The 26,354-nt window shown below is 44.0% G+C and carries 17 protein-coding genes and 1 pseudogene; 16 read left to right on the top strand and 2 right to left on the bottom strand.

Going from position 1 to position 26,354, the window contains the following annotated elements; translation table 11 throughout:
• The first annotated feature begins 16 nt into the window (after nucleotides 1–16).
• The 15 genes and pseudogenes from ureA to LEPTO7376_RS01255 all read left to right on the top strand — a co-directional run bounded on the left by ureA (nucleotide 17) and on the right by LEPTO7376_RS01255 (nucleotide 15,359).
• On the top strand, nucleotides 17–319 hold the full coding sequence (ureA, locus tag LEPTO7376_RS01325) for an urease subunit gamma (protein WP_015132494.1): 303 nt from the start codon (nucleotides 17–19) through the stop codon (nucleotides 317–319).
• Nucleotides 320–355: 36 nt separating this feature from the next.
• Nucleotides 356–664, top strand: a complete 309-nt coding sequence (gene ureB, locus LEPTO7376_RS01320) for an urease subunit beta (RefSeq protein ID WP_015132493.1) — start codon at nucleotides 356–358, stop codon at nucleotides 662–664.
• Between the two features lie 16 nt (nucleotides 665–680).
• Nucleotides 681–1,310: an urease accessory protein UreG gene (gene ureG, locus LEPTO7376_RS01315; protein ID WP_015132492.1), complete on the top strand. Its 630-nt coding sequence runs from the start codon at nucleotides 681–683 to the stop codon at nucleotides 1,308–1,310.
• A 5-nt stretch (nucleotides 1,311–1,315) separates the two neighbouring features.
• Nucleotides 1,316–2,155 (top strand): urease accessory protein UreD, encoded by an 840-nt coding sequence (locus LEPTO7376_RS01310; RefSeq protein WP_015132491.1) that lies wholly within the window; start codon nucleotides 1,316–1,318, stop codon nucleotides 2,153–2,155.
• 53 nt (nucleotides 2,156–2,208) lie between these two features.
• Entirely contained in the window at nucleotides 2,209–2,730 is a 522-nt protein-coding gene (locus LEPTO7376_RS01305) for a hypothetical protein (RefSeq protein WP_015132490.1), read from the top strand.
• 3 nt (nucleotides 2,731–2,733) lie between these two features.
• Nucleotides 2,734–3,429: an urease accessory protein UreF gene (locus LEPTO7376_RS01300; RefSeq protein WP_015132489.1), complete on the top strand. Its 696-nt coding sequence runs from the start codon at nucleotides 2,734–2,736 to the stop codon at nucleotides 3,427–3,429.
• A 54-nt stretch (nucleotides 3,430–3,483) separates the two neighbouring features.
• The gene (ureC, locus tag LEPTO7376_RS01295; protein WP_015132488.1) at nucleotides 3,484–5,196 is read left to right on the top strand and encodes an urease subunit alpha; all 1,713 of its coding nucleotides are present in this window, start codon (nucleotides 3,484–3,486) and stop codon (nucleotides 5,194–5,196) included.
• 414 nt (nucleotides 5,197–5,610) lie between these two features.
• Complete coding sequence (gene urtA / locus LEPTO7376_RS01290; RefSeq protein ID WP_015132487.1) at nucleotides 5,611–6,927, top strand: urea ABC transporter substrate-binding protein; 1,317 nt, start codon at nucleotides 5,611–5,613, stop codon at nucleotides 6,925–6,927.
• 266 nt (nucleotides 6,928–7,193) lie between these two features.
• Entirely contained in the window at nucleotides 7,194–8,354 is a 1,161-nt protein-coding gene (gene urtB / locus LEPTO7376_RS01285; RefSeq protein WP_015132486.1) for an urea ABC transporter permease subunit UrtB, read from the top strand.
• Between the two features lie 12 nt (nucleotides 8,355–8,366).
• Nucleotides 8,367–9,527, top strand: coding sequence for an urea ABC transporter permease subunit UrtC (gene urtC, locus LEPTO7376_RS01280; protein ID WP_015132485.1), 1,161 nt, complete (start codon nucleotides 8,367–8,369; stop codon nucleotides 9,525–9,527).
• A gap of 33 nt (nucleotides 9,528–9,560) precedes the next feature.
• Nucleotides 9,561–10,307, top strand: a pseudogene (gene urtD / locus LEPTO7376_RS28590) (urea ABC transporter ATP-binding protein UrtD); the annotation flags it as partial.
• 383 nt (nucleotides 10,308–10,690) lie between these two features.
• Nucleotides 10,691–11,434, top strand: coding sequence for an urea ABC transporter ATP-binding subunit UrtE (urtE, locus tag LEPTO7376_RS01270; RefSeq protein WP_015132483.1), 744 nt, complete (start codon nucleotides 10,691–10,693; stop codon nucleotides 11,432–11,434).
• Between the two features lie 166 nt (nucleotides 11,435–11,600).
• Nucleotides 11,601–14,678 (top strand): NACHT domain-containing NTPase, encoded by a 3,078-nt coding sequence (locus LEPTO7376_RS01265; protein ID WP_015132482.1) that lies wholly within the window; start codon nucleotides 11,601–11,603, stop codon nucleotides 14,676–14,678.
• On the top strand, nucleotides 14,678–15,028 hold the full coding sequence (locus LEPTO7376_RS01260) for a nucleotidyltransferase family protein (protein WP_015132481.1): 351 nt from the start codon (nucleotides 14,678–14,680) through the stop codon (nucleotides 15,026–15,028). Before LEPTO7376_RS01265 ends, LEPTO7376_RS01260 begins: the two co-directional genes overlap by 1 nt.
• A complete protein-coding gene (locus LEPTO7376_RS01255) occupies nucleotides 15,018–15,359 on the top strand; it encodes a DUF86 domain-containing protein (protein ID WP_015132480.1) in 342 nt (113 codons plus the stop codon). Before LEPTO7376_RS01260 ends, LEPTO7376_RS01255 begins: the two co-directional genes overlap by 11 nt.
• 124 nt (nucleotides 15,360–15,483) lie before the next feature.
• Here the strand turns inward: LEPTO7376_RS01255 and purH are convergent, their stop codons facing one another.
• Complete coding sequence (gene purH, locus LEPTO7376_RS01250) at nucleotides 15,484–17,031, bottom strand: bifunctional phosphoribosylaminoimidazolecarboxamide formyltransferase/IMP cyclohydrolase (RefSeq protein WP_015132479.1); 1,548 nt, start codon at nucleotides 17,029–17,031, stop codon at nucleotides 15,484–15,486.
• 334 nt (nucleotides 17,032–17,365) lie between these two features.
• Here purH and LEPTO7376_RS01240 point away from each other — a divergent pair, with 334 nt between their 5' ends.
• Entirely contained in the window at nucleotides 17,366–18,166 is an 801-nt protein-coding gene (locus LEPTO7376_RS01240) for a nucleotidyltransferase domain-containing protein (protein WP_015132478.1), read from the top strand.
• Between the two features lie 36 nt (nucleotides 18,167–18,202).
• Here LEPTO7376_RS01240 and LEPTO7376_RS01235 read toward each other — a convergent pair whose 3' ends face one another.
• Nucleotides 18,203–26,329 carry a type I polyketide synthase gene (locus LEPTO7376_RS01235; protein WP_015132477.1) on the bottom strand — a complete coding sequence of 2,709 codons (8,127 nt, stop codon included), beginning with the start codon at nucleotides 26,327–26,329 and terminating at the stop codon, nucleotides 18,203–18,205.
• Between the last annotated feature and the right edge of the window lie 25 nt (nucleotides 26,330–26,354).

The raw sequence follows: 26,354 nt of genomic DNA, 5'->3' as shown, positions 1-26,354 counted from the left end.
CACAGAAACCATACCTATGAAACTATCACCTCAAGAAAGAGATAAATTAACCATTTTTACCGTTGCTCTACTGGCAGAAAGACGCAAAGACAAAGGCGTTAAGCTCAATTATCCTGAAGCCGTGGCATTCATTTCGGCTGCTATTTTGGAAGGCGCGAGGGAAGGAAAAACAGTTTCAGAATTGATGAGTTATGGCAAAACATTGCTAAAACAAGACGAGGTGATGGAAGGTATCCCAGAAATGGTTGACGAAGTACAAGTGGAAGCGACTTTCCCTGATGGCACTAAATTGGTGACCGTCCATAATCCCATTCAATAGCATTAACAATTAATCCAGCACTAGAGATATCGAGCTATGATTCCCGGTGAAATAATTACGAAAGAAGGCGACATCGAATTAAATGTTGGTCGTGAAACTCTGACAATTTCTGTCGCAAATACAGGCGATCGCCCTGTACAGATAGGCTCCCATTTTCACTTTTTTGAGGTGAATGCAGCCTTAGAATTTGACCGCGAACCGACGAAAGGAATGCGCTTAAATATTCCGGCAGGCACAGCCGTGCGTTTTGAACCCGGCGATGAAAAAGAAGTGGAATTGGTGACAGTTGCAGGCAGTCGCGAAATCTATGGGTTTAATGCCCTCGTCAATCAAAAATTAGACTAGAAAGGAATTGAGAGCTTTGGCAACAGCAGCAAGGTTAGGTATTGGTGGTCCTGTCGGTAGTGGCAAAACGGCCTTACTCGAATGTATTGTTCCCCTCCTCATGAAACAGGGGATCGAGGTGGCGATCGTCACAAATGATCTATTGACAACAGAGGATGCTGATCGCCTCAAAAGTGGTGGCATTTTACCGGGCGATCGCATTGTTGGTGTGGAGACTGGAAGTTGCCCCCATACTGCTATCCGCGAAGATCCCACAATGAATTTGTTGACGGTGCAAGATCTCGAAATCCTTTATCCCGATCTTGATTTAATTCTCATCGAAAGTGGCGGTGATAATCTCGCTTCGACCTTCAGTTATGACTTGGTTGATTCTTATATTTTCGTGATTGATGTGGGTGCTGGGGATGATATTCCTCGTAAAAATGGCCCCGGTTTTGTGCAAGCTGATCTCGTGGTGATTAACAAAATCGATATTGCACCCTATGTCGGTGCTGACTTGGATTTGATTCGTAAACAAGCTCCAGAACATCGACGTGGCAAACCGATTGTTTATACCAATTGCAAAACAGGTGAAGGATTAGATGAGGTGGTGAATTTTATCCTTGAGACGGTGTTATTCCGTAGTCCAGCATCGACGGCAGGATAAGTAAGATGACTCGGAATAATTTGGAGGTCGTACTAAAGTGCGATCGCCTCGATCAAACCATTGTTACCCACCAATACACATCCTATCCGTTGCGATTATCTGGGGTGTTTCGGCTTGATCGGGCTGATCCCCACCGTGCATATCTCTACATTACGAATACGTCACCGGGACTATTAGCCGGGGATGAATTAAACGTTTCTGTGACGCTGGAGGCTGGAGCTAGCCTGCATTTAACTGACCAATCCGCAACGAAGATTCATGCAATGCCCATCGCAGAGACCAAAGCGAAAAGTCATCTCCAGATCTCAGTGGCAGAGGGCGCCAGTTTAGAGTTTGTGCCGGAACCTCTGATTTTGTTTGCCGATTCTTCCTTAGAGCAGACCACCCAAATTCAACTTCACAATGATGCGGAATTGTTTTGGAGTGAGATTGTGTTGCCCGGAAGATTGGCAAGGGGAGAATGCTACGACTTTACTCACTATTTCAATCGCTTAGAGATTACGTCAGATTCGGGAGAACGGTGGTTTCGGGATTCAATTCACTTGGATGGTAAAGACAATTTGTTTAAAGATAGTGAGCTGTTTGCAGCCAAACGGGTGTTAGCGAATATCGTTATCGTTCAGCCAAATGTAGATCTAGAAGTCTTGAGTCAAAAGCTGGAAACCCTCGATATGGTCAATGGTTCAGAGTTGATCGTATCGAGTTCGACCTTGCCGGATGAGCGGGGTTTATTGGTGCGTATTTTGGCGAATAAAACTCTAGAGATTAAAAAATATCTCAAATATGCTTTGAATTGTGTCCGTTCCTGTGGCGATCGCCCGAGTTTGCCCTATATTCCCAAGTGAAGTGGTCATGGCAATTTTGGATTGAAACAAAAAAATTGACGTTTGGTTGAACGATGACAAGTGACAAGATCGAAATCGCACAAAATTATCTCGGTAATCTCGCAGAAGATAATGACCTCGCCCAAAGAGTCTCAGCAGCAAAGGCGAAAGGTGATTGTTTGGAAGTGTCTTTAAGTCAAACAGATCGCGGGAAAGGCCGAATCCAAGCAACCGCTACCACGGGGATTTCTGTCGGCATTATCAAAAGTCGGGATTGGTCACTGCGTCCAGATGATGTCCTTCTTACCGAATCTGGTGATTTATTGCTGGTTCATCTACAAGAACAGAAAGTGATGGTTTTAAGCTTTGCAGAATCCATCGAGAACCACGCGATAAAGTTGGTGCACCTTGGTCATACTCTGGGCAATCATCACTGGCCGATCACAATTCATGACCACAAAATTTATCTTCAACTTGTTGCTGATGAGAGCGTTGTGGAAAAGACTATTCACGATTTTCATATTCCCGGTTTAAAGATCGATTATGAATGGCGATCGCCCCAACAATCCCTTCACTTTTCCCACCACCATCACTAAAGAATGCAGTCTTCGATTTCCCAGCAACTGGCGTTAATGCAGCTCTCCGATTCCTTTTTGCCGACAGGTTCTTTTACCCTTTCTCATGGATTGGAAACTTTGGTACAAACAGGTCAAATCGACTCAGCATCAGCATTACAGACTTTTATTCGGATCCTATTACGGAAAAAAGTTGGTGTTACCGATACGGTGGCATTAATTTATGGTCATCGAGGGATTCAGGCCGATAATTTGGACGCAGTGAGACAGGCTGATCGACAACTTTTTGTGCAGACGGCGATCTCCAAAAACCGTACCACCCAGCGCCAAAGTGGCCGAGCTTTATTAATGGTGGCAAGTCAAACTTGGCAGGACGAGCGTTTAGATATTCTGAATCGAGAAGCTGCCCAAGGAACAATTCATGGCTTACATCCCGTGATTTTTGGGGCGATCGCCGCCGTTGCTGGATTGAATGAACGAGATACAGGATTAGCTTTTTTACATGGATTTGTGACGAGTATCTTGGGGGCAGCCATTCGGTTAGGCGTTTTGGGACATATTCAAGCCCAGCAGATTTTACTCCAGCTCGCACCAGATATTGAGGCCGCATGGTCAACGGCGGCAGCGATGCAACTCGAACAAATGTGGTCTTGTACCCCCTCCATCGATATCGCTCAAATGCAACATCCGAAATTACGCCAGCGATTGTTTGCCAACTAACCAACTTTTCTTTGCAACCTTTATCCACACACCAGAACAAGAGGAACTAAACCCATGAGTTACCGTATGAATCGCCGCTCCTACGCCGATACCTTTGGCCCCACCGTTGGCGATCGCGTTCGTTTGGCGGATACCGAATTATTTATCGAAGTCGAGCGGGACTACACAACCTACGGTGACGAGGTGAAATTCGGCGGAGGTAAAGTTATCCGCGATGGTATGGGGCAATCGCCAATTTCTCGGGAAGATGGCGCGGTAGATATGGTGATCACTAATGCCCTAATCCTTGATTGGTGGGGCGTTGTGAAAGCGGATATTGGCATCAAGGACGGCAAAATCCACAAAATTGGCAAAGCTGGAAACCCTTATATTCAAGACGATGTTGACATTATTATTGGCCCCGCAACCGAAGCTGTTGCTGGCGAAGGTCATATTGTCACAGCGGGTGGCATTGATAGCCACATTCACTTTATTTGTCCCCAACAAATCGAAACGGCGATCGCCTCTGGGATCACAACGATGATTGGTGGCGGAACTGGCCCAGCAACGGGGACCAATGCAACCACTTGTACGCCTGGCCAATGGAATATCTGGATGATGCTGCAAGCGGCCGATGCCTTCCCGATGAATTTAGGTTTTTTGGGAAAAGGCAATAGTAGTCAACCTCAAGGCTTAGTTGAACAAGTGAAAGCTGGTGCGATGGGATTAAAACTCCATGAAGATTGGGGCACAACTCCGGCGGCGATCGATACTTGTTTGGATGTTGCCGATGAATATGATATCCAAGTTGCCATCCACACCGACACGCTTAACGAAGCAGGCTTTGTTGAAAATACCGTTGCCGCTTTCAAAGACCGGGTAATCCATACCTATCACACGGAAGGCGCTGGTGGTGGACATGCCCCAGACATCATCAAAGTGTGTAGCTATAGCAATGTTTTACCCTCTTCGACTAATCCAACCCGGCCTTTTACCGTTAATACTCTGGAAGAGCATTTGGATATGTTGATGGTGTGTCACCACCTCGACAAAAATATTCCTGAAGATGTAGCCTTTGCCGAATCCCGGATTCGTCGCGAAACCATTGCTGCCGAAGATATTTTGCATGACTTGGGTGCTTTTAGTGCGATCGCCTCTGATTCCCAAGCGATGGGTCGCGTTGGTGAAACCATTATTCGCACTTGGCAAACTGCCCACAAAATGAAAGTTCAACGAGGTGTGCTCTCTTCCCCAACCACTGAAGTTGCCGATAATTTCCGCGCTAAACGCTATGTCGCTAAATACACCATCAATCCTGCAATTATGCACGGGATCGCTGACCATGTGGGTTCTTTAGAAGAAGGCAAGCTCGCAGACATTTGCCTCTGGAAACCTGCCATGTTTGGCGTTAAACCCGAAATTGTCATCAAAGGTGGGGCGATCGCCTGGGCACAGATGGGAGATCCCAATGCCAGTATCCCCACCCCTCAACCCATCTATATGCGTCCAATGTTTGGGAGTTTTGGTGGCGCAACAGCACCAACATCCCTGACTTTCGTTTCCCAAGCTTCATTAGAATTGGGTATTCCAGACCAAATTGGTATTAAAACCCCTGCCGTTGCCGTGAGCAATACCCGCAAGATTAGCAAAGCTGACATGAAGCTCAACGATGCAACCCCCAATGTCGAAGTTAATCCCGAAACTTATGAAGTGAAAGCAGATGGTGAATTGTTGACTTGTGAACCGGCTGATGTTTTACCAATGGCACAGCGTTATTTTCTGTTTTAATTAGTCACAATGATCAGCATTAGTTTCCCTGAACAATAATAAAAGAAAACGTGAACAAGACACCTTGTTTGCTGTTGGTGGCGATCACCAATTCATTAACTATTGATTAGCGAAACTAAATCGAAAATTAGCTTGTTCAATAACCTGTAAATCTCAAGAGGCGTTGATAATTCTTGATAAACCGAATGAGGGCTGAAACCTTGCAAACTCGTTCATAAATGAGAATGACTGGCGGCATACATATAGTAAGCATCATTTTGTTCATGATGATCTTACTTTTCTCGACTTTTTACGTATAATGACGCCACGATAATATTTTCTTAAATACAAGAAAAAACTTAAACTCCCCACACACACAAGTCTATCTCTTCACGAGTAGCATACCTAACCCACAATATTTATCAACATCTATCCATGTCGAAATTAGGAAGACGTAAATTCTTACTGTACGGGTCAACCGGCCTGGTAGCCACTCTATTCCTCAAGGGTTGTGCTGATGGTGGTACACCTGATACGCCAGATTCAGAACCTACTGCTACCGATGGTGGTGGTGATGATGGTGGCGATAGCGGAGATACGATTAAAGTCGGTATTCTCCACTCCCTGAGCGGAACCATGGCCATTAGTGAAACCACAGTTGTCGACGCAGAAATGCTCGCGATTGAGGAGATTAATGCCGCTGGTGGTGTTCTCGGTAAGCAAATCGAACCGATCAAAGAAGATGGTGCATCTGATTGGCCAACCTTTGCGGAGAAAGCGACAAAACTCATCGACAAAGACGAAGTTGTTACCGTATTTGGTTGCTGGACTTCTGCAAGTCGTAAAGCCGTTCTCCCCGTATTCGAATCTAAGGGCCATATGCTATGGTATCCCGTTCAATACGAAGGCCAGGAATGTTCCAATAACATCTTCTACACTGGCGCAGCTCCCAACCAACAAATTGAGCCCGCTGTTGATTGGCTCCTAGAAAATAAAGGAAAAGACTTCTTCCTTGTTGGTTCTGACTATGTATTCCCTCGTACCGCGAATACAATTATCAAAGCACAACTCGAAGCCAATGGTGGTAACACTGTTGGAGAAGATTATCTTCCCCTAGGCAACACAGAAGTTACCCCAATTATCACCAAGATTAAGCAAGCACTTCCTGACGGTGGTGTTATCTTCAACAGCTTGAATGGTGACAGTAACGTTGCATTCTTTAAGCAGATGCAAGGTGCTGGTCTCGATGCTGAGAAGTATCCTGTAATGTCTGTCAGTATTGCAGAAGAAGAAGTTCGCCAAATTGGTACCGAATACCTCAAAGGTCATTACGCAGCTTGGAACTACTTCCAAACCGTTGAAAGCCCTGCAAATGAGAAGTTTGTTGCGGCATTTAAGGAGAAGTACGGTGAAGATCGCGTCACAAACGATCCTATGGAAGCGGCTTACATCATGGTTTACCTCTGGAAGCAAGCTGTTGAAGCAGCAGGTACCACTGACCTTGAGGCTGTCCGTGCAGCTGCAGTAGGTCAAGAGTTTGATGCTCCAGAAGGCAAAGTAACAATGCAAGCAAACCATCACATTTCTAAGACCGTGAGAATCGGTGAAGTGAGAGAAGATGGTCTGTTTGAAATTGTTTCTTCTACTGACGGCCCTGTTGATCCTGTGCCCTGGAACCAATATGTTGCAGAGACAAAAGGATATGCTTGTGACTGGACTGATCCTGAAAAAGGCGGCAAGTACAAAGTCTAAGGTCTGAAATCAGACTAGAAAAATGAAGCTCATTAACGTGAGTTGGTGAGCTTCATCGGAAAGCAAATTATGTTTGCGGAAAAGTAAAAGGTTAAAGGTTAATTTTTTATCCTTTAACCTTTTGTCTATGGTTCTTTCTCAATACAACTTGTCGAACTGAAATTGACTAGTCGTACCGCATAGTTTGGTGCAATAATCTTTGATTAATTTCAAAGATTAGTTTGTTACTGAGCTTTGTAAGATGTCTCAATATTGTCGGAATATACATGTCTGCATTAATTGAAGGCTTATTTAATGGAATAAGCATCGGTTCAGTATTGCTAATTGCTTCGTTGGGATTAGCAATTGTTTTTGGACTTATGGGGGTTATCAATCTTGCCCATGGTGAGTTGATGATGTTAGGCGCATACACGACATTTGTGGTGCAGAATATCTTCAAATCTCTCGGAGATCCCTGGTTCGATTTCTATATTATTTTTTCGATTCCCGCAGCCTTTGTGGTCGCAGCAATAATGGGTTTGATTTTAGAGAAAGGAGTTATTCGCTTTCTCTATGGGCGACCATTAGAAACTCTACTGGCTACCTGGGGCGTTAGTTTGATTCTGCGTCAATTTGTCCGTAGTGCGAATTGGCTACTCATCATTTGTATTGGCGTATTTTGTCTTCTCTTTTTCGGTGGAATGACTGCATTAAGTCGCCGTTCTAATTGGGAAAGGATTAGAAATTCAGTGATTGCCATTTTATTGCCAATATCCGCTGGTATCTCAGTAGTTACAGGTTTTTTGATTGGTAAAAATGCAGTACTCACGAAAGCTTGGTTTAGTGCAAGAAATGTTGATGTTACTGCTCCAGTCTGGTTAAGGGGAGGCGTTAAGGTTTTAAATTTCCAAATGCCTTATGCTCGTCTATTTATTATTGCTCTCACGATTATTTGTTTAGTGGGAGTCTACTGGTTTTTAAATCGTTCCACCTGGGGTTTAAAGATTCGCTCTGTTACTCAAAATCGTGAAATGAGTTCCTGTTTGGGAATTCCCACGGCAAAAGTCGATGCGTTGACATTTGCCCTTGGCTCAGGATTGGCTGGGGTTGCTGGCTGTGCTGTGAGTTTGCTCGGTTCAGTGGGTCCGAATACTGGCCAAAACTATATTGTTGATACTTTTATGGTTGTCGTTGTTGGCGGTGTTGGTAATTTATTGGGTTCAGTGATTGCTGCTTTTGGTATTGGGATTATTAATTATCTGATTGGTTCTGGAACTCTTGCTTTAATGTTTTCCTCGTCAGACTTTTTTAAGCCGCTAGTGGATATTCTGCTGTTTTTTGCGACCAGCAGTATGGCAAAAGTAATGGTATTTGGTCTGATTATTTCTTTCTTGCAAATTAAACCTGCCGGTTTATTTCCACCAAAAGGAAGAACAGCAGAGTTGTAATTAGGATTGATCATGAATAGTAAGAAAGAATTTGATAAAAAACAAAAACAGAAAAAACAATTACTTGAAATAGGCATTCTTATTGGCCTCGTAATTATTTTCGCTGTTGTTTTACCTGCGATACTCCCTGCTTTTCGATTACGTCTTGTTGGACGTTTCTTTTCCTTGTCGATTGTGGCATTAGGTATTGATTTAATTTGGGGATATACCGGATTACTCAGTCTCGGTCACGGTATATTTTTTGCACTGGGTGGCTATGCTCTCGCAATGCACCTGAAGTTACAGCTACCTGATGGTCAATTGCCAGAATTTTTTACGTTGTATGGCGTGAAAGAATTACCTATATTTTGGCAGCCTTTTTATTCTTTTCCCATAACGATAATTGCCATTATTGTCATTCCTGGGATTGTTGCGGGTTTACTTGGTTATTTGGTATTTCGTAACCGGATTAAGGGGGTCTATTTTTCGATTTTGACGCAAGCAGCTTTGCTCGTATTTTTCAACTTTTTTAATGGACAACAAAAACTGATTAATGGCACGAATGGTTTAAAGACTGATACTGAAACTATCTTTGGAGTACTTGTCAGTTCAGATAATGCTCAAAAAACCTTCTATATCTTAACGGTCGTACTTTTAGTCATCATCTATTATCTTTGCCGCTGGTTGACGAGTGGTCGTTTTGGTCGTTTGTTGATTGCAATTAGAGATGATGAAACTAGGGTTAGATTTTCTGGTTATGATCCCACTGGCTATAAGGTTCTAGTGTTTGCTATTTCTGGGGCGATCGCCGGAGTTGCGGGCGCTTTATATACTGTCCAAACAGGCATTATTACACCGAGCTTTATGCAAGTTGCCTTTTCGATTGAAATGGTGATTTGGGTTGCTGTGGGTGGTCGGGGCACTTTAATTGGTGCAATTATTGGCACACTCTTAGTGCGATTAGCCCAAACATTTTTAAGCGAAAGTTTCCCGGAAGTGTGGCTGTTTTTCCAAGGCGCATTATTCTTGGTCGTCGTCACAGTGCTGCCCAATGGCATTGTTGGTTGGGTCAGAGATGAAGGCTGGAAAAACGTTTTATCTTGGTTCGGCTATCGACCACAGGTTTGGACCTATCCGAGTTTGGAGCAAGATCCTGAAGTAATCAAAGAAGAACAAGATATGGTCGGGAAATAAATATCGTTGTTGATGGCTAGTGATGAAGGATTGATAATGGACAAGATTTTAGAGATAAAAGACTTAAGTGTCAGTTTTGATGGCTTTAAAGCTTTAAATAATTTGAACTTCAGTATGAAAACTGGAGAGCTGCGCGTCATCATTGGCCCTAATGGAGCTGGGAAAACGACTTTTCTTGATGTAATTACAGGAAAAGTTCAGCCAACAGAAGGGAATGTTTTCTTTAAAGGCAAAAACCTCAAAAAAATTCCTGAGTTTAAAATTGCAAGGTTAGGAATTGGGCGTAAATTTCAAACCCCCAGAGTCTATCTGAATCTGACTGTTCGAGAAAATTTAGACTTGGTTTGTAATCGCAATAAAAATGTGTTGTCAACTTTATTTAGTCCTCCTAAATCTGCCGAAACGAGGACAGTTGTAGGACTTATTGAAACCATTGGCTTGGAAGCAAAGGCTGATTTGGCCGCTTCTTTGCTATCTCATGGTGAAAAGCAGCGCTTGGAGATTGGCATGTTAGTCGCTCAGTCTCCTGATTTATTGTTGGTGGATGAACCTGCTGCTGGTCTAACCGATGAGGAAACAGAAAATGTTGGTGCTTTGCTTTTGGCTTTAGCTGAGAGTCATTCCATCATTGCAATTGAGCATGATATGGAATTTGTCCGCCAAATTGCCAATGATCAAGTCACGGTCTTACACCAAGGTTCCGTACTGTGTGAAGGCACGATGGATGAGGTGCAAAATGATCCTCGGGTGATTGAAGTTTATTTAGGGGAAGCGCCTTCAATTACAGCCGAACAGATGAATATTCTACGCATTGCAGCGTCTATGGCTTGGGCTGATAATAATTTTGCGCCTGAACAATTAGATGTGATTTTATCTAATTTGAGTCAAGAATTTGCAACGAGTGAAGAGCACCGTTTCAGCCTTCAAAAAGAACTGCAAAATTATTTGGCTCGAAAGATTCCTCTAGATGAACTTGTTCCTAAATTACAAAATTTGGGTGAAAAGGAAAAAGTCTTAAAACTGAGCTATGAAATTATCAGGTCAAATGAAATTAATAAAGATGAGCTGATGGTTTATCAAAGGCTTTTACAATTACTAGCTTTGCCCAAAGAAACTATTGACCAGATAGAAACTGAAATCGAAACTAAATATAGTAATTAGAGATGCATAAAGAAGAATTTCACAAACAGCAAGGGGTTAATCTGGCATTAAGAATATCGAATCTTAATGTCTATTATGGGGAAAGTCATATTTTACGTAATGTAGATATGAGTATTCCCACAGGTCAAATGGTTTGTCTGATTGGCCGTAATGGTGTGGGTAAAACGACGCTTCTAAAGACGGTAATGGGTTTGCTCAAACCGCGTACTGGTGAGATTTCTTTTTCCGATAAAACTATTACGAAGTTATCGCCAGATCGTCGGGCAAAGTTGGGGATTGGTTATGTGCCTCAAGGGAGAGAAATTATTCCTCGGGTTTCTGTCGAAGATAATTTATTACTAGGTTTAGAGGCACGTCCTAAAGGTAGAAAGAGAGGCGATAAAATACCTCAGGAAATTTTTGATCTGTTTCCCGTTCTTAAAACAATGCTATCTCGTATGGGTGGCGATTTAAGTGGTGGTCAACAGCAGCAGTTGGCGATCGCCCGTGCTTTGATGGGTAAGCCTCGTTTATTGGTTTTGGACGAACCGACTGAAGGTATTCAGCCTTCAATTATTTTAGAGATTGAAGCGGCAGTCAAAAGAATTATTGAAACCACAGGTATTTCGGTTTTACTAGTCGAGCAGCATTTACATTTTGTCCGTCAAGCTGATCGATATTATGCAATGCAGAAAGGGGGCATTGTTGCATCTGGTAGTACTGCTGAGTTGAGCCAAGAAGTTATTCAACAATTTTTGGCGGTTTAGCAAACGCATCGCGCGTTATTTTATTGCCAAAGTGAAATCGATCATCCAGCCAAACCCTTCCGTTCTCAGGCTGGGAATTTTGTGATGGCGTAATTATGGCTTAGTGCGAAAAATCCCAAAAGGTTCGTCATAATTAAAGTGGCGTGAGACAAGCTTGGATTAATTGATGATTGATTGGTTAGTTGTCTGGGGAGCAGCACAGGTCGGTGGGGCGATCGCCAGGCCAATTTTAGAAGAACTGGCAAAAGGTGCGCTGGAAGAGTACGTCACAGATTTTTTCAAGGATTGTCTGGGGGATTTAGTCGAAGGATTAAAGCCGGATGATCTGAAGAAAGCCTATGGTCTGGCGCTAAAAGAATTTCTGAAGCTGGTAGAGGAAGAGCTGGAATTTAATCAGTTTCAACCCGCGCAAATCAAAGAGTTTAAGCAACCTCTGAAAAAGTTTGTGCAGGATGAACGAATCGCGGCAACATTGGGATTAGCGTTTCAGGAAGAATGTCGTAGTATTCCCGCCAGAGAGCTGATTAAGGTTTGGAAAGAGCTTGATTCACCTTACTTACCGGATGCATTTGATTGGGGGCAAATCAGCAAAGGTTATATTCGAGCGGTCAAAATTTTACTGAAAAATTCGTCGGAATTGCGAGAAATCTTTTCTGCGCAAAATCTTGAACAAATTGCCGCCAACACTGCCAATCTCGCAGGCATTCAACCGGATTTTAATCTCGCAAAATACGCGGAAACGATACAGGAGCAATACGGCAACCTCAAACTAGATTCTTTAGATTCGTCAAGTTCTGCTTACAACGGCTTACGACTCTGGAAGATCTTTGTCCCCCAAACTGTACGGGAATGTCAGGAGTTTTTGCCACAGGTATTTGATATCCCGAAGGATCGTCTCAAAGAATTACGGGAACGGGGAGAAATTGATGATATCGAACTGGAAAAATATCATCTAGAGGAATCCCGCCGTCGGTATGTGAGTCAGTCGCCGCGCTCGGTGTTGGAGATGTTACAGGAGCCGGACAAAAATTATGTTGTAATTCTCGGTGATCCGGGGTCGGGGAAATCAACTTTACTGCAATATTTAGCATTGGATTGGGCAGAGAAACCGCTACGGGAGTTGCCAGCGCATCCTTTACCGTTACTAATTGAACTGCGACTTTATGCACGGGATAAGGCAGCAGGAAAATGTAATAGTTTTCTCGAATTTCTACATCAGGGAAATGTAGTCACGAAGCTTAACCAATTGGATTTGGACGAAAAGCTCCGGGAAGGCAATGTTCTCGCGCTGTTTGATGGGGTGGATGAAGTTTTTGATTCACAGCTCCGGGAAGAAGTGATTAACGATATTCATGGCTTCACGAACGATTATCCCCCAGTGCGGGTAGTGGTGACATCGCGGTGGCTCGGCTACAAAGCTCAACGACTCAGGGATGCAGAGTTTCAACATTTTATGCTGCAGGATTTTGAGAATGAACAGGTCACAACGTTTATTGAGCGGTGGCATGAACTGACTTTTGGAGGGGATGGTACAGAGCAAAAGTTGCGTGAGCAGAAGGAAGCTCGTTTGAAGAAGGCTGTGACTGATTCAAAAGCCATTAAACAGTTGGCGGTAAATCCGTTGTTATTGACTATGATGGCAATCCTCAATCGACATCAGGAGCTACCACGGGATAGGGCAAGGCTTTATGAACGGGCATCGGAAGTGTTATTGCATCAGTGGGATATCGAACGAAATCTAATTGATCAAAATCTTGATCCAAGAACGATTGATGTTAGTGAGAAACAAGCTATCCTGCGACGAGTAGCGGACTATATGCAGTCGAGTAAAGACGGGCTAAAGGGAAATGTCATTAGCGCAAAAGAGTTAAAAAAGATTTTAAGGAATAGTCTCAAAGAGCTAGATATTCAAAATCCGAAAAAAGTTGCTGGAATAATGCTAGATCAGTTGCGTAATCGTAATTTTATTCTGTGTGACCTAGGTGCTAATAATTATGCTTTTGTTCATCGAACATTTTTAGAGTATTTTGTAGCTGAATCATTTCTATACCGTTTTAAAGAAGCTCAAGATTTAAGTTTTGATGCATTTAAGAAAGCAACTTTTGGAGAGCATTGGTGTGATGAATCATGGCGAGAAGTTTTACTTCTGATTTCTGGAAATATTTATCCGAGCTTTGTAAAAAAGGTCATTTTCTATTTGTTGAGTCTTGATGATGAATCTGGAAAAGAACAGAATGTTTTCTTGGCTCTCGATTGCTTCATTGAAATCAGTCATCGATTATCGAATCCCAAAGAGCTATCTGACGTACTCTTGAGTAAAGTAAAAGATGTCCTTCCAACTGTTCAGAATCAAGAGAAATATTGCCCGGACAAAAATTTTGGTGGAGTAATAATCACTCAAAAAATACAGACTCAAATAAAACTGTTGAGATATTTGGATCAGTTATGGCTTGATAAACAATCGCTAGTCAGTTATTTAGAAAGCCTTCTTGATTTAGATTGTAAGGGTCTCTATCACGAAATTGTCAATTTTCTTGTTTATTTATCCGATAATAAAGAAAAACTTTTGAGCTGGTTGAAAGTACAAATAAAAACAAGAAGAGATGATTATTTTATAGAAGAAGTTGTAGGCTATCACTTAACTTGGTATGGAATAAATGATCTTGAATCGATCAAGATAATCATCAAGATGTTAGAAGAAGAGTTTAATAGCTTACCTATCGACACAAATAATGAATTTTGGGAACGTATAATTTATTCGGATAATATAAGAGTAGACATCTTAAAGTTTCTAGATGAAAAGGCTTTACATTATCTATCTTCATTTGATGTATTACCTGAATTACAGGAAAATTTTCTTCGATACCTAGCATACAAACGAAATAACTTATTTGATGTTGACTCAATTCTCAAGTTTCATGCACAAAATAGCCCTCATCAAGGCATTAGAAGTTCGGCTGTCAGAATATTAGGTTTATCTCAGCATAGTGAGCTATGGTTATTCGATTTTCTCAAATCTTTACTCCTTACCGATACATTCCATCGCGATCCTGGCAATGGCTACTACTATTCACATAACATCAGAACTAATATTTTAGAGATTCTACTTAACAAATATGAACAGAAAGTAGATCTAACTCCAATTTTTATAGAGCGTATTCAGAATGATCCGGATGAGCAAGTTCGAGATTATGCTACTAAACAGCTCGAAAAACTAAAATCTGTCGCTGAGGATAAATCTTAATGAATCAATCCACTCAGACAATAGAAATAAAACCTAAAATTTATCACCGCCTCCAACTCACTCCAGAGCAACTGTATGAGTTTTGTCACCGTTGGCAGGTCGCAGAATTATCATTGTTTGGCTCAATTCTTCGGAATGACTTTAACGATGAAAGCGATATTGATTTTTTAGTACTGTTTCAATCTGAATCAAACTATGGTTTATTTGAGCGATTCGATATGAAGGAAGAATTAGCTGAACTTATTCAACGACCAGTTGATCTTATTAGTAAAAAAGGAATCGAAAATAGTAGGAATTGGCTACGAAAAAAAAATATTCTCGAATCTGCTGAGGTGATTTATGTTGCGTGATGCTGAATCTCTAATCGATATTTATGACTCTGCTCAACTAATCTTGAGTTACTGTGAAGATCTTGACCGAGATGCTCTGAGAGATAATGTAGAAAAACAGGATGCGATCCTACGCCGGATTATCATTATTGGTGAAGCAACGAAGCGTCTATCTCCAGCATTTAGAACCAAAAACAATCAGATTCCGTGGCGAGAGATTGCAGGAATGCGCGATATGGTTGTCCATGAATATGACAATGTGAATTTACAAGAAGTATGGAAGGTTGTCACCGAAGATTTGCCTCAACTTCTCAGGAATATCGAACCACTACTACCATCTAAACCTGATTAAAATATCATCAAAATGTAGGGTGCGTTAATGAAATGTAACGCACATTTAATTAAGAATATAAACAAGAAAAAAGGCGCGTTACATTTCATTAACGCACCCTACAAAATTTTCTGTAGCTTGTGAATTAGTGGAGGAAATGGCGGGAACCAGTGAACATCATAATGATGCCGAGTTCATTAGCTGCCTTAATCGAATCCTCATCACGAATAGAGCCACCGGGCTGCACGATCGCCTTAATGCCCACTTCAGCGGCACTACGAACAGAATCATCAAAGGGGAAGAATGCATCACTGGCTAGATAAGCACCTTTCGCTTTTTCGCCTGCCTGTTCAAAGGCAATCTTCGCAGCACCTACTCGATTCATCTGACCCGCACCCACACCGACAGTTGTGCGATCCTTCGACACTAAAATCGCGTTAGATTTCACGTGCTTACAGAGCTTCCACGCAAAGAACAATTCTTCTAAATCCTCAGGACTAGGCAGTTTGCTTGTGACACATTTCCAATCCTTAGGAGCTTCAATTTGAGTATCGGCATCCTGCGCTAAAAATCCACCGGCGATCGCCTTCACTGTTTGGGTCGGGCCAGTCAGCAAATCAGCCAAAGTTAGAACCCGCAGCTTTTTCTTCTTGGCAATCACTTCCCGTGCTTCAGGCGTACATTCCGGAGCCACAATACATTCAAGAAAGACCTTGCTCATAGCCTCAGCAGTTGCCGCGTCAAGAGGTTTGTTGAGGGCAACAATGCCGCCAAATGCCGAAATTGAATCGGCTGCAAAGGCTTTTTCGTAGGCTTCGACCAGCGTATCTGCAACGGCCACACCACAGGGATTTGTATGCTTCAGAATTGCCACTGCCGGGTCACCATCGGGAAATTCGGCGATAATCCGGCGAGCAGCTTCGAGGTCAACGAGGTTGTTATAGCTGAGGGCTTTACCCTGAATTTTTTCAGCAGCAGCCCAACCACTATCTTGTGTGCCAGTTTTATACCAAGTGGCGCTCTGGTGGGGATTTTCGCCATAACGGAGGGTTTGAACTGCCTGTCCACCAATACCAAAACGCTTCGGTAAATCGGCTTCGGCATTGACGCTGCTGGAGAAGTAACTCGAAATTGCTTGGTCGTAGGCACAAGTTAACGCAAAAGTTTCCCCCGCCATGCGCTGACGAAATTCGATGGTTGCATTGCCATCATTCGCGCGTAATTCTTCAAGATATTCGTCGTAATAACTGGGGTTAGAAATGACCGCCAAACTCCCAAAATTCTTTGCTGCCGCCCGGAGCATTGCAGGGCCACCAATATCAATTTGTTCTACTGCTTCGGGGACAGTCACGCCATCTTTGGCGATGGTTTGCTCGAAAGGATAAAGATTTACTGCCACAAGGCTGAGGGGACGAATATCGTTATCCTCTAAATCTTTGAGGTGTTCTGGGAAATCCTGACGCGCGAGGATACCGCCGTGAACTTTGGGGTGGAGGGTTTTGACACGGCCACCGAGGATTTCGGGGGAACCAGTGTATTCGCTGACTTTCGCTACTGGCACACCACCTTCCTTAAGCGCTTTTGCTGTACCGCCGCTACTGATGATATCGAAGCCAAATTCCTCGACTAATGCGCGGGCAAATTCAACAATTCCAGTTTTGTCGGAGACGCTCAATAAAGCCAGACGTGCCATTTCCAAATCTTTTCCTTATCACTTAACAAGGGATTAATCATAAGCGATTATGTCCTGTGACTCAAACGACAAAATTAAGACTGTTTTCAACCCAAAGGATCCAGGCGATTATCGATATGAACTCTCCCCACACGCTTATTGACTTAAGGCTCTGTAAAGAGTCTTTTAAATCTGATCCTTGCAACAGATGGCTAACCGAGTTGGTTTTGTGTAAAGTCTGAAGTCCCGATGCCTTCTCTCTCTTTAGGAAATCTCTATAAGCTTTTCTTTTGGCGATCGCCATAATTGAAGATCTGTTAGTTTTGATGAACTTGGATAGGTGATTTGAAGTGTGATGGAACATGTCATCAAGCCAGAAATAAAGCAAGAGATTTTGCGTCGTCTAAGGGCAGCGGAGTTTGAACATAATGTCAAAATCCTCTATGCCTGTGAATCTGGTAGTCGTGCTTGGGGCTTTGCCTCCCTCGATTCAGATTATGATGTGCGCTTTATTTATGCCCATCTTGTGGATTGGTATCTATCGTTTGATGTGGAACGGAAGCGAGATGTTATTGAATATCCCATTGTGGATGAGATTGATTGCAATGGTTGGGACATACGCAAAGCAATGTATTTGTTTTCGCGTACAAACGGTGCATTGTTAGAGTGGTTGAAAAGTCCAATTAGATATCTTGAATCTAGTGTCTTTGCGGCAAGGTTACGGAATCTAGAAAATCGTGCGGCTAATCGGCGGGCTCTCTGCTATCACTACAGTCATATGGCGAGAGGTAATGCTAAAGATTATTTATTCAGAGGCCAAGCGCGACTAAAGAAATATTTCTATGTATTGCGACCTCTGCTTGCTATTCGTTACATCGAAGCCTATGATTTGCCGCCACCAATTGAGTTTCAAAGTTTAGTTGATACGGTAGCTCCCGCTGTCATTAAACCGGCGATTAGCAAGCTGTTAGCTCTGAAAAAACAATCTTCTGAGCTTGGCTATGGGCCACCAATTAAAGAGATCAATGGTTTTATCGCTGCGGAAATCACACGGCATGGTAGTCATTTCACCGGGCCAGGCCGCCCTGATATGCATGAAAGGGAAGAAATGCGTATTGCTCTAAACGATTTATTTCGGGAAGTGCTCTCCAATTAATCGGGAATGGTGATCGAGTTACTCCATTTCGCTGTACTAGAAAGTCAAGCATTCCATCAGAATTCTGGCGATCGCCTCAGGATTTTCAAAGTGGAGATTATGACCTCCATTCACTGTTAGGCGTTGAGCATTGGGCATCGCTGCTTGGGTAGCTGCAAGATCCTCAGATCGATTAAATTCGCTTTGATCACCATAAATAAGAGTGATTTTTGCTTGGATATTTTCGAGGAGAGCCAGGTATCGGCGGCGACTAATGCCATTGAATTCAATGCCTGCACGGGTACGTAAAAAAGCATCCCAACGCCATTGGTAACCAGTCTCAGTTTGTTCTGTGCTGCGCTCTACCAGTTTTAGCGATAGCTCTTCTGACAATGCTGGTGTGACTTGCCGTAAACGACGGGCGGCGATCGCCACATCAGGAAATGTGGGATGTTCCTGCGGTGTTGCCAAATAATCAAGGTGAGTGACAAGGTGATTTGCTGTTTCTGCATCGTCAATATCATTGGGCACAATCGTTTCAACAAGGCAAAGATGTTTTACTTGATCACGACGAATCCCTGCATACATTGCTCCAATAATCGATCCCATCGAATGACCCACTAGGGTAAAAGATTGGTCGGTGAGTTCCTTTGCTAGGGTATCTACATCAGCTAAAAAGTCGAGCATACTGTAGGACTGGGCATGGTCAGATTTGCCATGACCTCGCAGATCTGGTGCCACAACCCAATAACCTTGGGCTGCCAATTGCGGTGCAATTAGTTGCCAGGAAGCGCCTTGTTCGAGGATGCCATGCAGCATCAAAATGAGTGGCTTGGTGCGATCGCCCCATTCACAAAGGCAATAATTTAAACCGCGTACAGTCACCGACCGTTCGGTCATGGTTGGTACTTCACTAACCGTTAAATCTTCATTGGGCAAGTCATAATTAAAGGTTTGCGCCAAACGAATTGTTGTGGGATTGAGGGGTTGGGGAAGCTGAACGTTACGCCATTTATCTGCTAGCGCCGGATCAATATTTTTATGTTTGAGGAAATTGGGATCGCCTACTCCCATCGATTGTTGATGGAGGCCATCAGTTAGGCGATCGCCACTGTAGGGATTCAGTAAGGATTCATCAAAATCGACGCCGAGAAATTTACAGATTTGAGTGAGGACAACGCGGGGATTTTTAACGAGATCTTCGTACACCACTTGTAAATATTTATCGGGGGATAAAGTCTGACCCAAATGCAAAATATTTTGGTTGCTTTTTGTCCAAATTGATTCAGCTAAACCAAAGGGATTGGCACTTGTATCACCCAACAATTTATCCATCCGCAATCGACTAAAAGATTCAATCATTGCGTAGGGATGGCGCACTAAATGAATATATTTAGCGTTCTCAAACAAAATTTCACTGTGCTCTAATGTTTGGCGATCGCTGCCATAACTAGGGGATTTATCGATGAGTAATCTACCCGTTGCTTTGGTCTGCAATTCAGAATAAATATCACCAATGGAACGATTTTCTGTGAGCCATTGATTAATGGTTTGTTGGCTTTCCTCTGCTGTTAGACCATCGAGATCCATGATGGCTCGTTGCAACCCTTCCCCAAGATGAGATAGGCCTAATTCCTCTTGGCGATCGCCCATCGTTTCGAAGGGTAATAGGTGCAATTCCGGTGGGGAATATAGTTCTGGATGCCCGGCTAACATCACCCGCAATAGCGTTGAACCGGAGCGAGGACTCGATAAAATAAAGGCGATCGGTTTCTCATTTTTCTGAGCCGGAATCTGCCAAGTTTTATTGGTTTGGCTGGGAAGTTGAGTCGGAATGGAAACCGTTTTTTGTTGATAATCGGGATTGTGAGCTTTCTGGAATTCGTCACCCAAATACTTAGCCAACACCTCTAATTTCGGACGTTCGTAGATTTCGCGTGGATACAGCATCAACCGTAAATCCTGCTTCAAATGGGCGATCGCCTCCATCACCATCAACGAATCCATCCCCAAATCGAGGAGATTATCACTGGGCTGAATTTGGGTAGAGTCTAGCTTGAGAATGCGGGCGATAGATTCACGTAAATAATCTGTTAATTGCTGCTGTTGCTCAGTGGTGGGCAATGTTTGCAATCGCTCGAAAATGTCGTTTTGGGTGGAAACTTCCTCCGTTTCCCCCATCACTGCGCGGAAATAATAGCTATTGGCGATCGCCGGAAATTGTCGCGATAACTGTTGCCAATCAGGTTTGAAAACGCCAACGTTAGTTTGTTGTGCCAAGACCGTTTCGAGGATGTGCAACCCTTGTTCTGGCGCTAAAAAAGCCATGCCTTGATTGCGCAAAGCCGTTGCCATGCCGTCTGTCGCCCAAGGCCCCCAATTGATATTAAGAGCAGGTAATCCTTGTCCTTGGCGATATCGGGCGATCGCATCCATAAAGCCATTGGCCGCCGCATAATTTCCTTGGCCGGGAGAACCCACTATCGATGCTACCGACGAGAAGGTCACGAAAAAATCAAGGGGATTAGTAAGGCTATGGTGATGTAAATTCCATGTGCCCTGGACTTTCGCTGCAAAAACTTTCTCGAAATTTTTCCATGTTTGCGTTGCCAGGAAACCATCCTCAAGGACACCCGCTGCATGAAAAATACCGCTGATATTTGGATACCGTTGAAACAGGTTTTGCACCTCATGGTCATCTGCAATGTCGCAGGTGTAGGCGATCGCACTTTTCGGTAAATCAGCTAAGCGCGAATCATCAGTTGCTAGACTCCGACGGGTTAGCAAGAGTACTTTTGTCGCGCCTTGTTCATCTAGCCATTGCGCTAAACGACGACCAATACTGCCTAGACCGCCCGTAATGAGATAGACAGCTTGTGGCACAATAGCCGAGATTTTCGTTTTTGTAACTGTTTGCGGTACTAGTTGGGAGCAATAAATCGAACCATTACGACAGGCTAAGTGCTGAATTTTGGTTTGGTTGCAAAGCTTAGTGAGATTAGGAATCGCTGCATCGAGATCAATGATGCCGCCCCAAAGTTCTGGATGCTCAAGGGCGATCGTCTTCCCCATTCCCCACAAACTATTTTGGGTAAACCCTTCAACTTTGTCATTCTCCAAAACGGCCTGACTATTGCGCGTTAATAACCAACAGGGAATTTGCCGTTGTTGGCGCTGCAAGCTTTGGATTAATTGCAATGTGGTGTAGCAAGTTAACCATTGGCTATGGTCAAGATTTTGCTCCTCGGCGGCGATCGCCCAACCGTGAATAATCCCAGCAAGTTTTGTGTTGGCTAGGCTTGTAAACAATTGATCAAACTGGTCGGGATGCACTTCCCAATGATCTGAATGTTGCTGAAATTCATCGCCGAGAGAAACGATTTGAGACTGCGGAAATTGTTGAGCTATTTCTAATGTTTGAGAGTGATGATCGCCCAAAATCAACCATAAACCTTCTTTTTGCTCAGACGCTTGCGGCAATTCCACTTGATGCCATTGCACCTCGTAGAACCACTCTGAAAAATCTGCCTCGATCGTTTCTGAGTTAGTCCAAGACTTTTCGCTAAACCAATAGCGTTTGCGTTGGAATGGATAGGTCGGTAAATCGGTGAGTTTCTGCTGAGTATAATCTGCTTCAACCGCTTGCCAATTAATATTTAGACCCTGCTCATAAAGCTTCCCGAGACTCGTAAACATCTCTTGCCAATCGTCATTTTGCGGTCGCAAACTCGGCAACCACAATGCTTCCACATCCGGCAGACAATGACGACCCATACTTAATAGAACAGGCTTTGCTCCAATCTCTAAAAAGACATTTACACCTGCCGCTGCAATGGTTTGCATACTCTGCACAAATTTCACAGGTTCCGACACATGGCTCACCCAATAATCTGCTGTGGCGATCGCCGACCCAATTTCCTGCCCGGTAACATTAGAAATCAGCGGTAAACGGGGTTCATGGAACTGAATTTGCTCGGCAACCTGACGAAATGCTCCTAACATTGGCGCCATCAATGGTGAATGAAAGGCATGGGAAACTTTGAGGGCTTTTGTTTTAATGCCTTGCCGCTGTAACTTCGATAGGCTTTGCTCTAAACAAAGGGTCTGCCCTGATAAAACCAAATGGGAGCCATTTTCAGCACCAACGGTTAAATTTTTAGATAAATAGGGTGTAATCGCTGTTTTATCTGCAAAAACCGCTGCCATTCCACCATTACTGGGCAAATTCTGCATGAGCTTGCCCCGCGCAGTGATCAGTTTCATGCCATCCTCTAGTGAGAAGACACCAGCCAAACAAGCCGCTACATATTCACCAACGCTGTGCCCCATACAAAAATCTGGTGCAATACCCCATGACAACCACAATTGGGCGATCGCATATTCCACCGCAAAAAGTAGAGGCTGAGTGTAAATTGTCTGGTTCACGATCTGTGGGTCATGACCGCCATAGAGTAAGTCAATTAAAGTTGGTGCATCGGACGAAAAGGATTGCCATAGGCGATCGCACTCATCTAATACCGATTTAAAAAGCGGTTGAGTTTCGTAGAGTTGCTGACCCATACCGACATATTGCGACCCTTGCCCTGTAAATAAAAAGGCAATTTTTTGAGGCGTAATCGCGGGTGGCGAGGAAACCGATGTAGCGAGTTGCGACTGTAAATCAGCTTGGTCTTGAAAAATAATCGCTCGACGCTGATTAAAGTGCGATCGCCCTGTATTAGCCGTTAAACATAACTTCTGCAAGTCAAGATCAGACTGCGTTGTTAGATATTTTGCATAGTTCCCCTGCACTGCCTTCAAAGCCACTTGGTTCTTTGCTGAGAGAGTTAAAACATGCCAAGGACGCTTTTTAGCTTGGGATTGTTGAGGAGTTGTTGTGGGGCGATCACCGACAATAATATGTGCATTTGTGCCACCAAAACCAAAAGAGCTGACCCCAGCGAAACGCGGTTGATTGAGCTTAATCCATAGTTGCGCGACGGCGGGAATAGTAAGGGTTTGCTCTAAGTCAATGCGGGAATTGAGTTGTTGAAAATGGAGATGCCGAGGAATTTTGCCATGCTGTAATGACAAGACAATTTTGATTAAACCTGCGATACCAGCAGCAGCTTCAAGATGACCAATATTGGTTTTCACTGAGCCCACCACACAGGGCTTTTCGCGCATTTGCCCATCATTTTTGAGGACAGATTTTAAAGAATTAATTTCAATTGGATCGCCGAGGGGTGTACCAGTACCATGGGCTTCCACATAATCTAAATCCGCCGCTGACATCCCTGCTCGGGCGATCGCCTGCTGAATGACTGCCTGTTGTGCCAAACCGTTGGGAGCCGTTAAACCATTACTGCGTCCATCCTGATTAATTGCCGAGCCGTGAATCACTGCCAAAACTGAATCGCCATCCCTTTCCGCATCCGCTAAAGGCTTAAGAATTACTGCGCCACACCCTTCGCCTCGCACATAACCATCGGCACTTTCATCAAAGGTTTTACAACGACCCGCACCGCTCATCATCCCCGCCTGCGAAAAGGTTTGGGTGACATCCGGCGTGAGAATAAGGTTAACTCCAGCGGCGATCGCCTGTTTACATTCCCCGTTGATTAGACTTTGACAAGCGAGATGAACCGCTACCAGGGATGACGAACAAGCCGTATCCACACTGAGCGATGGCCCCCGCAAATCGAGAAAATAGGACAAGCGATTTGCCGCAACGCTGTGGGCATTGCCCGTTCCCATATAGGCATTGATCGGATTTTTTTCCCGCACCTGAAGCTGGGCATAGTCACTATTACTAATGCCAACAAACACACCCGTTGGAGAATTCGCTAACTTGTTCGCCGGAATGCCAGCCCGTTCTAAAGCTTCCCAACTCACCTCCAGCAAAAGCCGCTGCTGGGGATCCATCTGTTCTGCCTCTCGGGGAGAAATCCCAAAAAAACTTGGCTCAAACTGATCAATTTCGTCTAAAAAACCGCCCCATTCATCCGAACCCCAGCGATCGCCCAACTGCCGAATACCGTCTTTACCTTGTGCCAACAGTTTCCAAAATGCCTCGGGATTGTTGGCTTGGGGGAATCGACAACTGAGACCAATAACCGCAATTTCCGAATTTTGCAGTTTTTTTTCCGGTGTGATCGCAAAAGTTTGGGTCGCGGTTTCGCCCGTAATCAAAAATGCTGCCAATGCTCGAATCGAAGGGTAATCGTAAGCTAGAGTCGGTTCTAATTTGCGCTCTAGGCGATCCTCTAGATCTGCCGTTACCTGAACCGCCTGCACAGAATCTAAACCATAGCTGGCAAAAGGTTCCAAGACATTGATTTTGTTCGAATTTACCCCCAATCGCTGGGCAATATTATCGATTAACCATGCTTCTAGCTCTTGCTGTTGGCGATCACCTTTCCCTACTGCTGCCCAAGTATGAGATGGTGCTTTTTGTTCGCTGGTAACGGGTTGTGATTGACGCGTCTCTAACCCCTGCACCCATTGACCTACCACCGACAAACTCTCATCGAGAAACCCTAACTTACAGGCATGGCGACGAATTTTACCGCTGGATGTTTTCGGAATACTGCCTGTTTTAATAAAACAAATGGCATAGGGCTGTAATTGATGTTCCGTGGCGATCGCCCCCCGAATCGCTTGGGACACTTCTTCGACATTTAAATGACGAACAAACTTACGCTCCACTTCTTGCACAATAACGAGCTGTTCATCACCATCAACCTCTACAGAAATCGCTGCTCCTGCTCCTTGTCGAATGGCTGGATGAGCTTTTTCTACCGTTAGTTCAATGTCTTGTGGGTAATGGTTGCGTCCGCGAATAATCAATAAATCCTTGAGACGACCCGTAATGTAGAGTTCACCGTCCCGCTGAAATCCGAGATCTCCTGTCCGCAAAAAGCCCGTTTCGCCATCCACCTGTGCCTGAAACGTTCTTTCTGTGAGCTCATTCTTTTGCCAATAGCCTTTCGCTACGCTTTCGCCATTGACCCAAACCTCACCAATAATGCTGTCCGTACACCGCGCCAATGTCTCAGGATTAACGATCCTAACCGCTAAATCCCCAATGATTTGACCGCTACCAACTAAGGTTACTGTTGGTTCATCGGCGATCGCCTCCCGCACCTGATTCTCTTCGATAGCTTGCTTACTAACGGTAATTTCCCTAGGTAATGCCTGTGGTTCAGTGCCTGAAACCATGAGCGTTGTTTCCGCCATGCCATAGCAGGGATAAAACGCTTTTTTATCGAAACCGACTTCTGCAAAGTGCTGACTGAAATTATCGAGGGTCGCACTACGGATGGGCTCTGCTCCTGAAAACGCTAGTTGCCAAGATTCCAATTCCAGTGTGGATTTCTGCTCCTGCGTAATTTGTGAGACACAGAGGTCGTAAGCAAAATTTGGCGCACCACTAGTGGTTGCTTTATATTTACTAATTGCTTTTAACCACCGAAATGGACGTTGCAAAAAACTGACCGGGGGCATCAAGACTTGAAAAATCCCCACATAGATTGGCTGTAAAATGCCGCCAATCAAGCCCATGTCGTGATAGGGCGGTAACCAAGACACAGCTCTGACATCTTGGGAATTTTTAAAGCCTGTTTGAATAATGTGGGAGTTGTGGAGCAAATTACTGTGGGCAACCATTACTCCCTTGGGATTACCAGTAGAGCCGCTTGTATATTGCAAAAAAGCTAAATCATCAAGGCCGACATTCGGATTTTTCCAAGCTGCTGCTAAATCGAGTGAGAGATTATCTGTTGACAGACATTGAAATGCCGAATTTTCTAATTCTTCAAAGCGATTGGCGATTTTGCCACGCAGTTCAGCTGTGGTTAGGGCAAATTGAGCTTGGGCATCTTGAATAATGCTGTAGAGTCGCCCAAAAGAGCGATTCGGACGTGGCGGATAAGCTGGTACTGCAATCACACCTGCATAAAGACATCCTAAAAAAGCAGAGATAAACTCCAGTCCTGGGGGATAAAGGAGTAGCGCACGTTCACCACGGGCATGGTGAGTCTGTAAATAAGCGGCGATCGCCCGGGCACGAGTATGTAGATCACCGTAGGTCAAAGAATCAGTTTCCGCCTCGCCATCAGCTAGGAAAGTGAAAATGGTTTTATCGGGTTGAGACTCAGCCCTGTACTGAAGCAGATCGACGAAACTTGTAAATTGACCAAACATGTACGCCTTAGCAACTCCTGCGAAT

It is taken from the genome of [Leptolyngbya] sp. PCC 7376 (assembly GCF_000316605.1).
Lineage (GTDB): Bacteria > Cyanobacteriota > Cyanobacteriia > Cyanobacteriales > MRBY01 > MRBY01.
The sequence above is the reverse complement of the archived record's forward strand: the minus strand, read 5'-3'. Positions and strand labels throughout refer to the sequence as shown.

What these genes read in the sequence shown, in the direction of transcription:
- ureA (WP_015132494.1), top strand. Translation starts at nt 17, where the DNA reads ATGAAACTATCACCTCAAGAAAGAGATAAATTAACCATTTTTACCGTT.
- ureB (WP_015132493.1), top strand. Translation starts at nt 356, where the DNA reads ATGATTCCCGGTGAAATAATTACGAAAGAAGGCGACATCGAATTAAAT.
- LEPTO7376_RS01310 (WP_015132491.1), top strand. Translation starts at nt 1,316, where the DNA reads ATGACTCGGAATAATTTGGAGGTCGTACTAAAGTGCGATCGCCTCGAT.
- LEPTO7376_RS01305 (WP_015132490.1), top strand. Translation starts at nt 2,209, where the DNA reads ATGACAAGTGACAAGATCGAAATCGCACAAAATTATCTCGGTAATCTC.
- LEPTO7376_RS01300 (WP_015132489.1), top strand. Translation starts at nt 2,734, where the DNA reads ATGCAGTCTTCGATTTCCCAGCAACTGGCGTTAATGCAGCTCTCCGAT.
- ureC (WP_015132488.1), top strand. Translation starts at nt 3,484, where the DNA reads ATGAGTTACCGTATGAATCGCCGCTCCTACGCCGATACCTTTGGCCCC.
- urtA (WP_015132487.1), top strand. Translation starts at nt 5,611, where the DNA reads ATGTCGAAATTAGGAAGACGTAAATTCTTACTGTACGGGTCAACCGGC.
- urtB (WP_015132486.1), top strand. Translation starts at nt 7,194, where the DNA reads ATGTCTGCATTAATTGAAGGCTTATTTAATGGAATAAGCATCGGTTCA.
- urtC (WP_015132485.1), top strand. Translation starts at nt 8,367, where the DNA reads ATGAATAGTAAGAAAGAATTTGATAAAAAACAAAAACAGAAAAAACAA.
- urtE (WP_015132483.1), top strand. Translation starts at nt 10,691, where the DNA reads ATGCATAAAGAAGAATTTCACAAACAGCAAGGGGTTAATCTGGCATTA.
- LEPTO7376_RS01265 (WP_015132482.1), top strand. Translation starts at nt 11,601, where the DNA reads ATGATTGATTGGTTAGTTGTCTGGGGAGCAGCACAGGTCGGTGGGGCG.
- LEPTO7376_RS01260 (WP_015132481.1), top strand. Translation starts at nt 14,678, where the DNA reads ATGAATCAATCCACTCAGACAATAGAAATAAAACCTAAAATTTATCAC.
- LEPTO7376_RS01255 (WP_015132480.1), top strand. Translation starts at nt 15,018, where the DNA reads ATGTTGCGTGATGCTGAATCTCTAATCGATATTTATGACTCTGCTCAA.
- purH (WP_015132479.1), bottom strand. Translation starts at nt 17,031, where the DNA reads ATGGCACGTCTGGCTTTATTGAGCGTCTCCGACAAAACTGGAATTGTT.
- LEPTO7376_RS01240 (WP_015132478.1), top strand. Translation starts at nt 17,366, where the DNA reads ATGGAACATGTCATCAAGCCAGAAATAAAGCAAGAGATTTTGCGTCGT.
- LEPTO7376_RS01235 (WP_015132477.1), bottom strand. Translation starts at nt 26,329, where the DNA reads ATGTTTGGTCAATTTACAAGTTTCGTCGATCTGCTTCAGTACAGGGCT.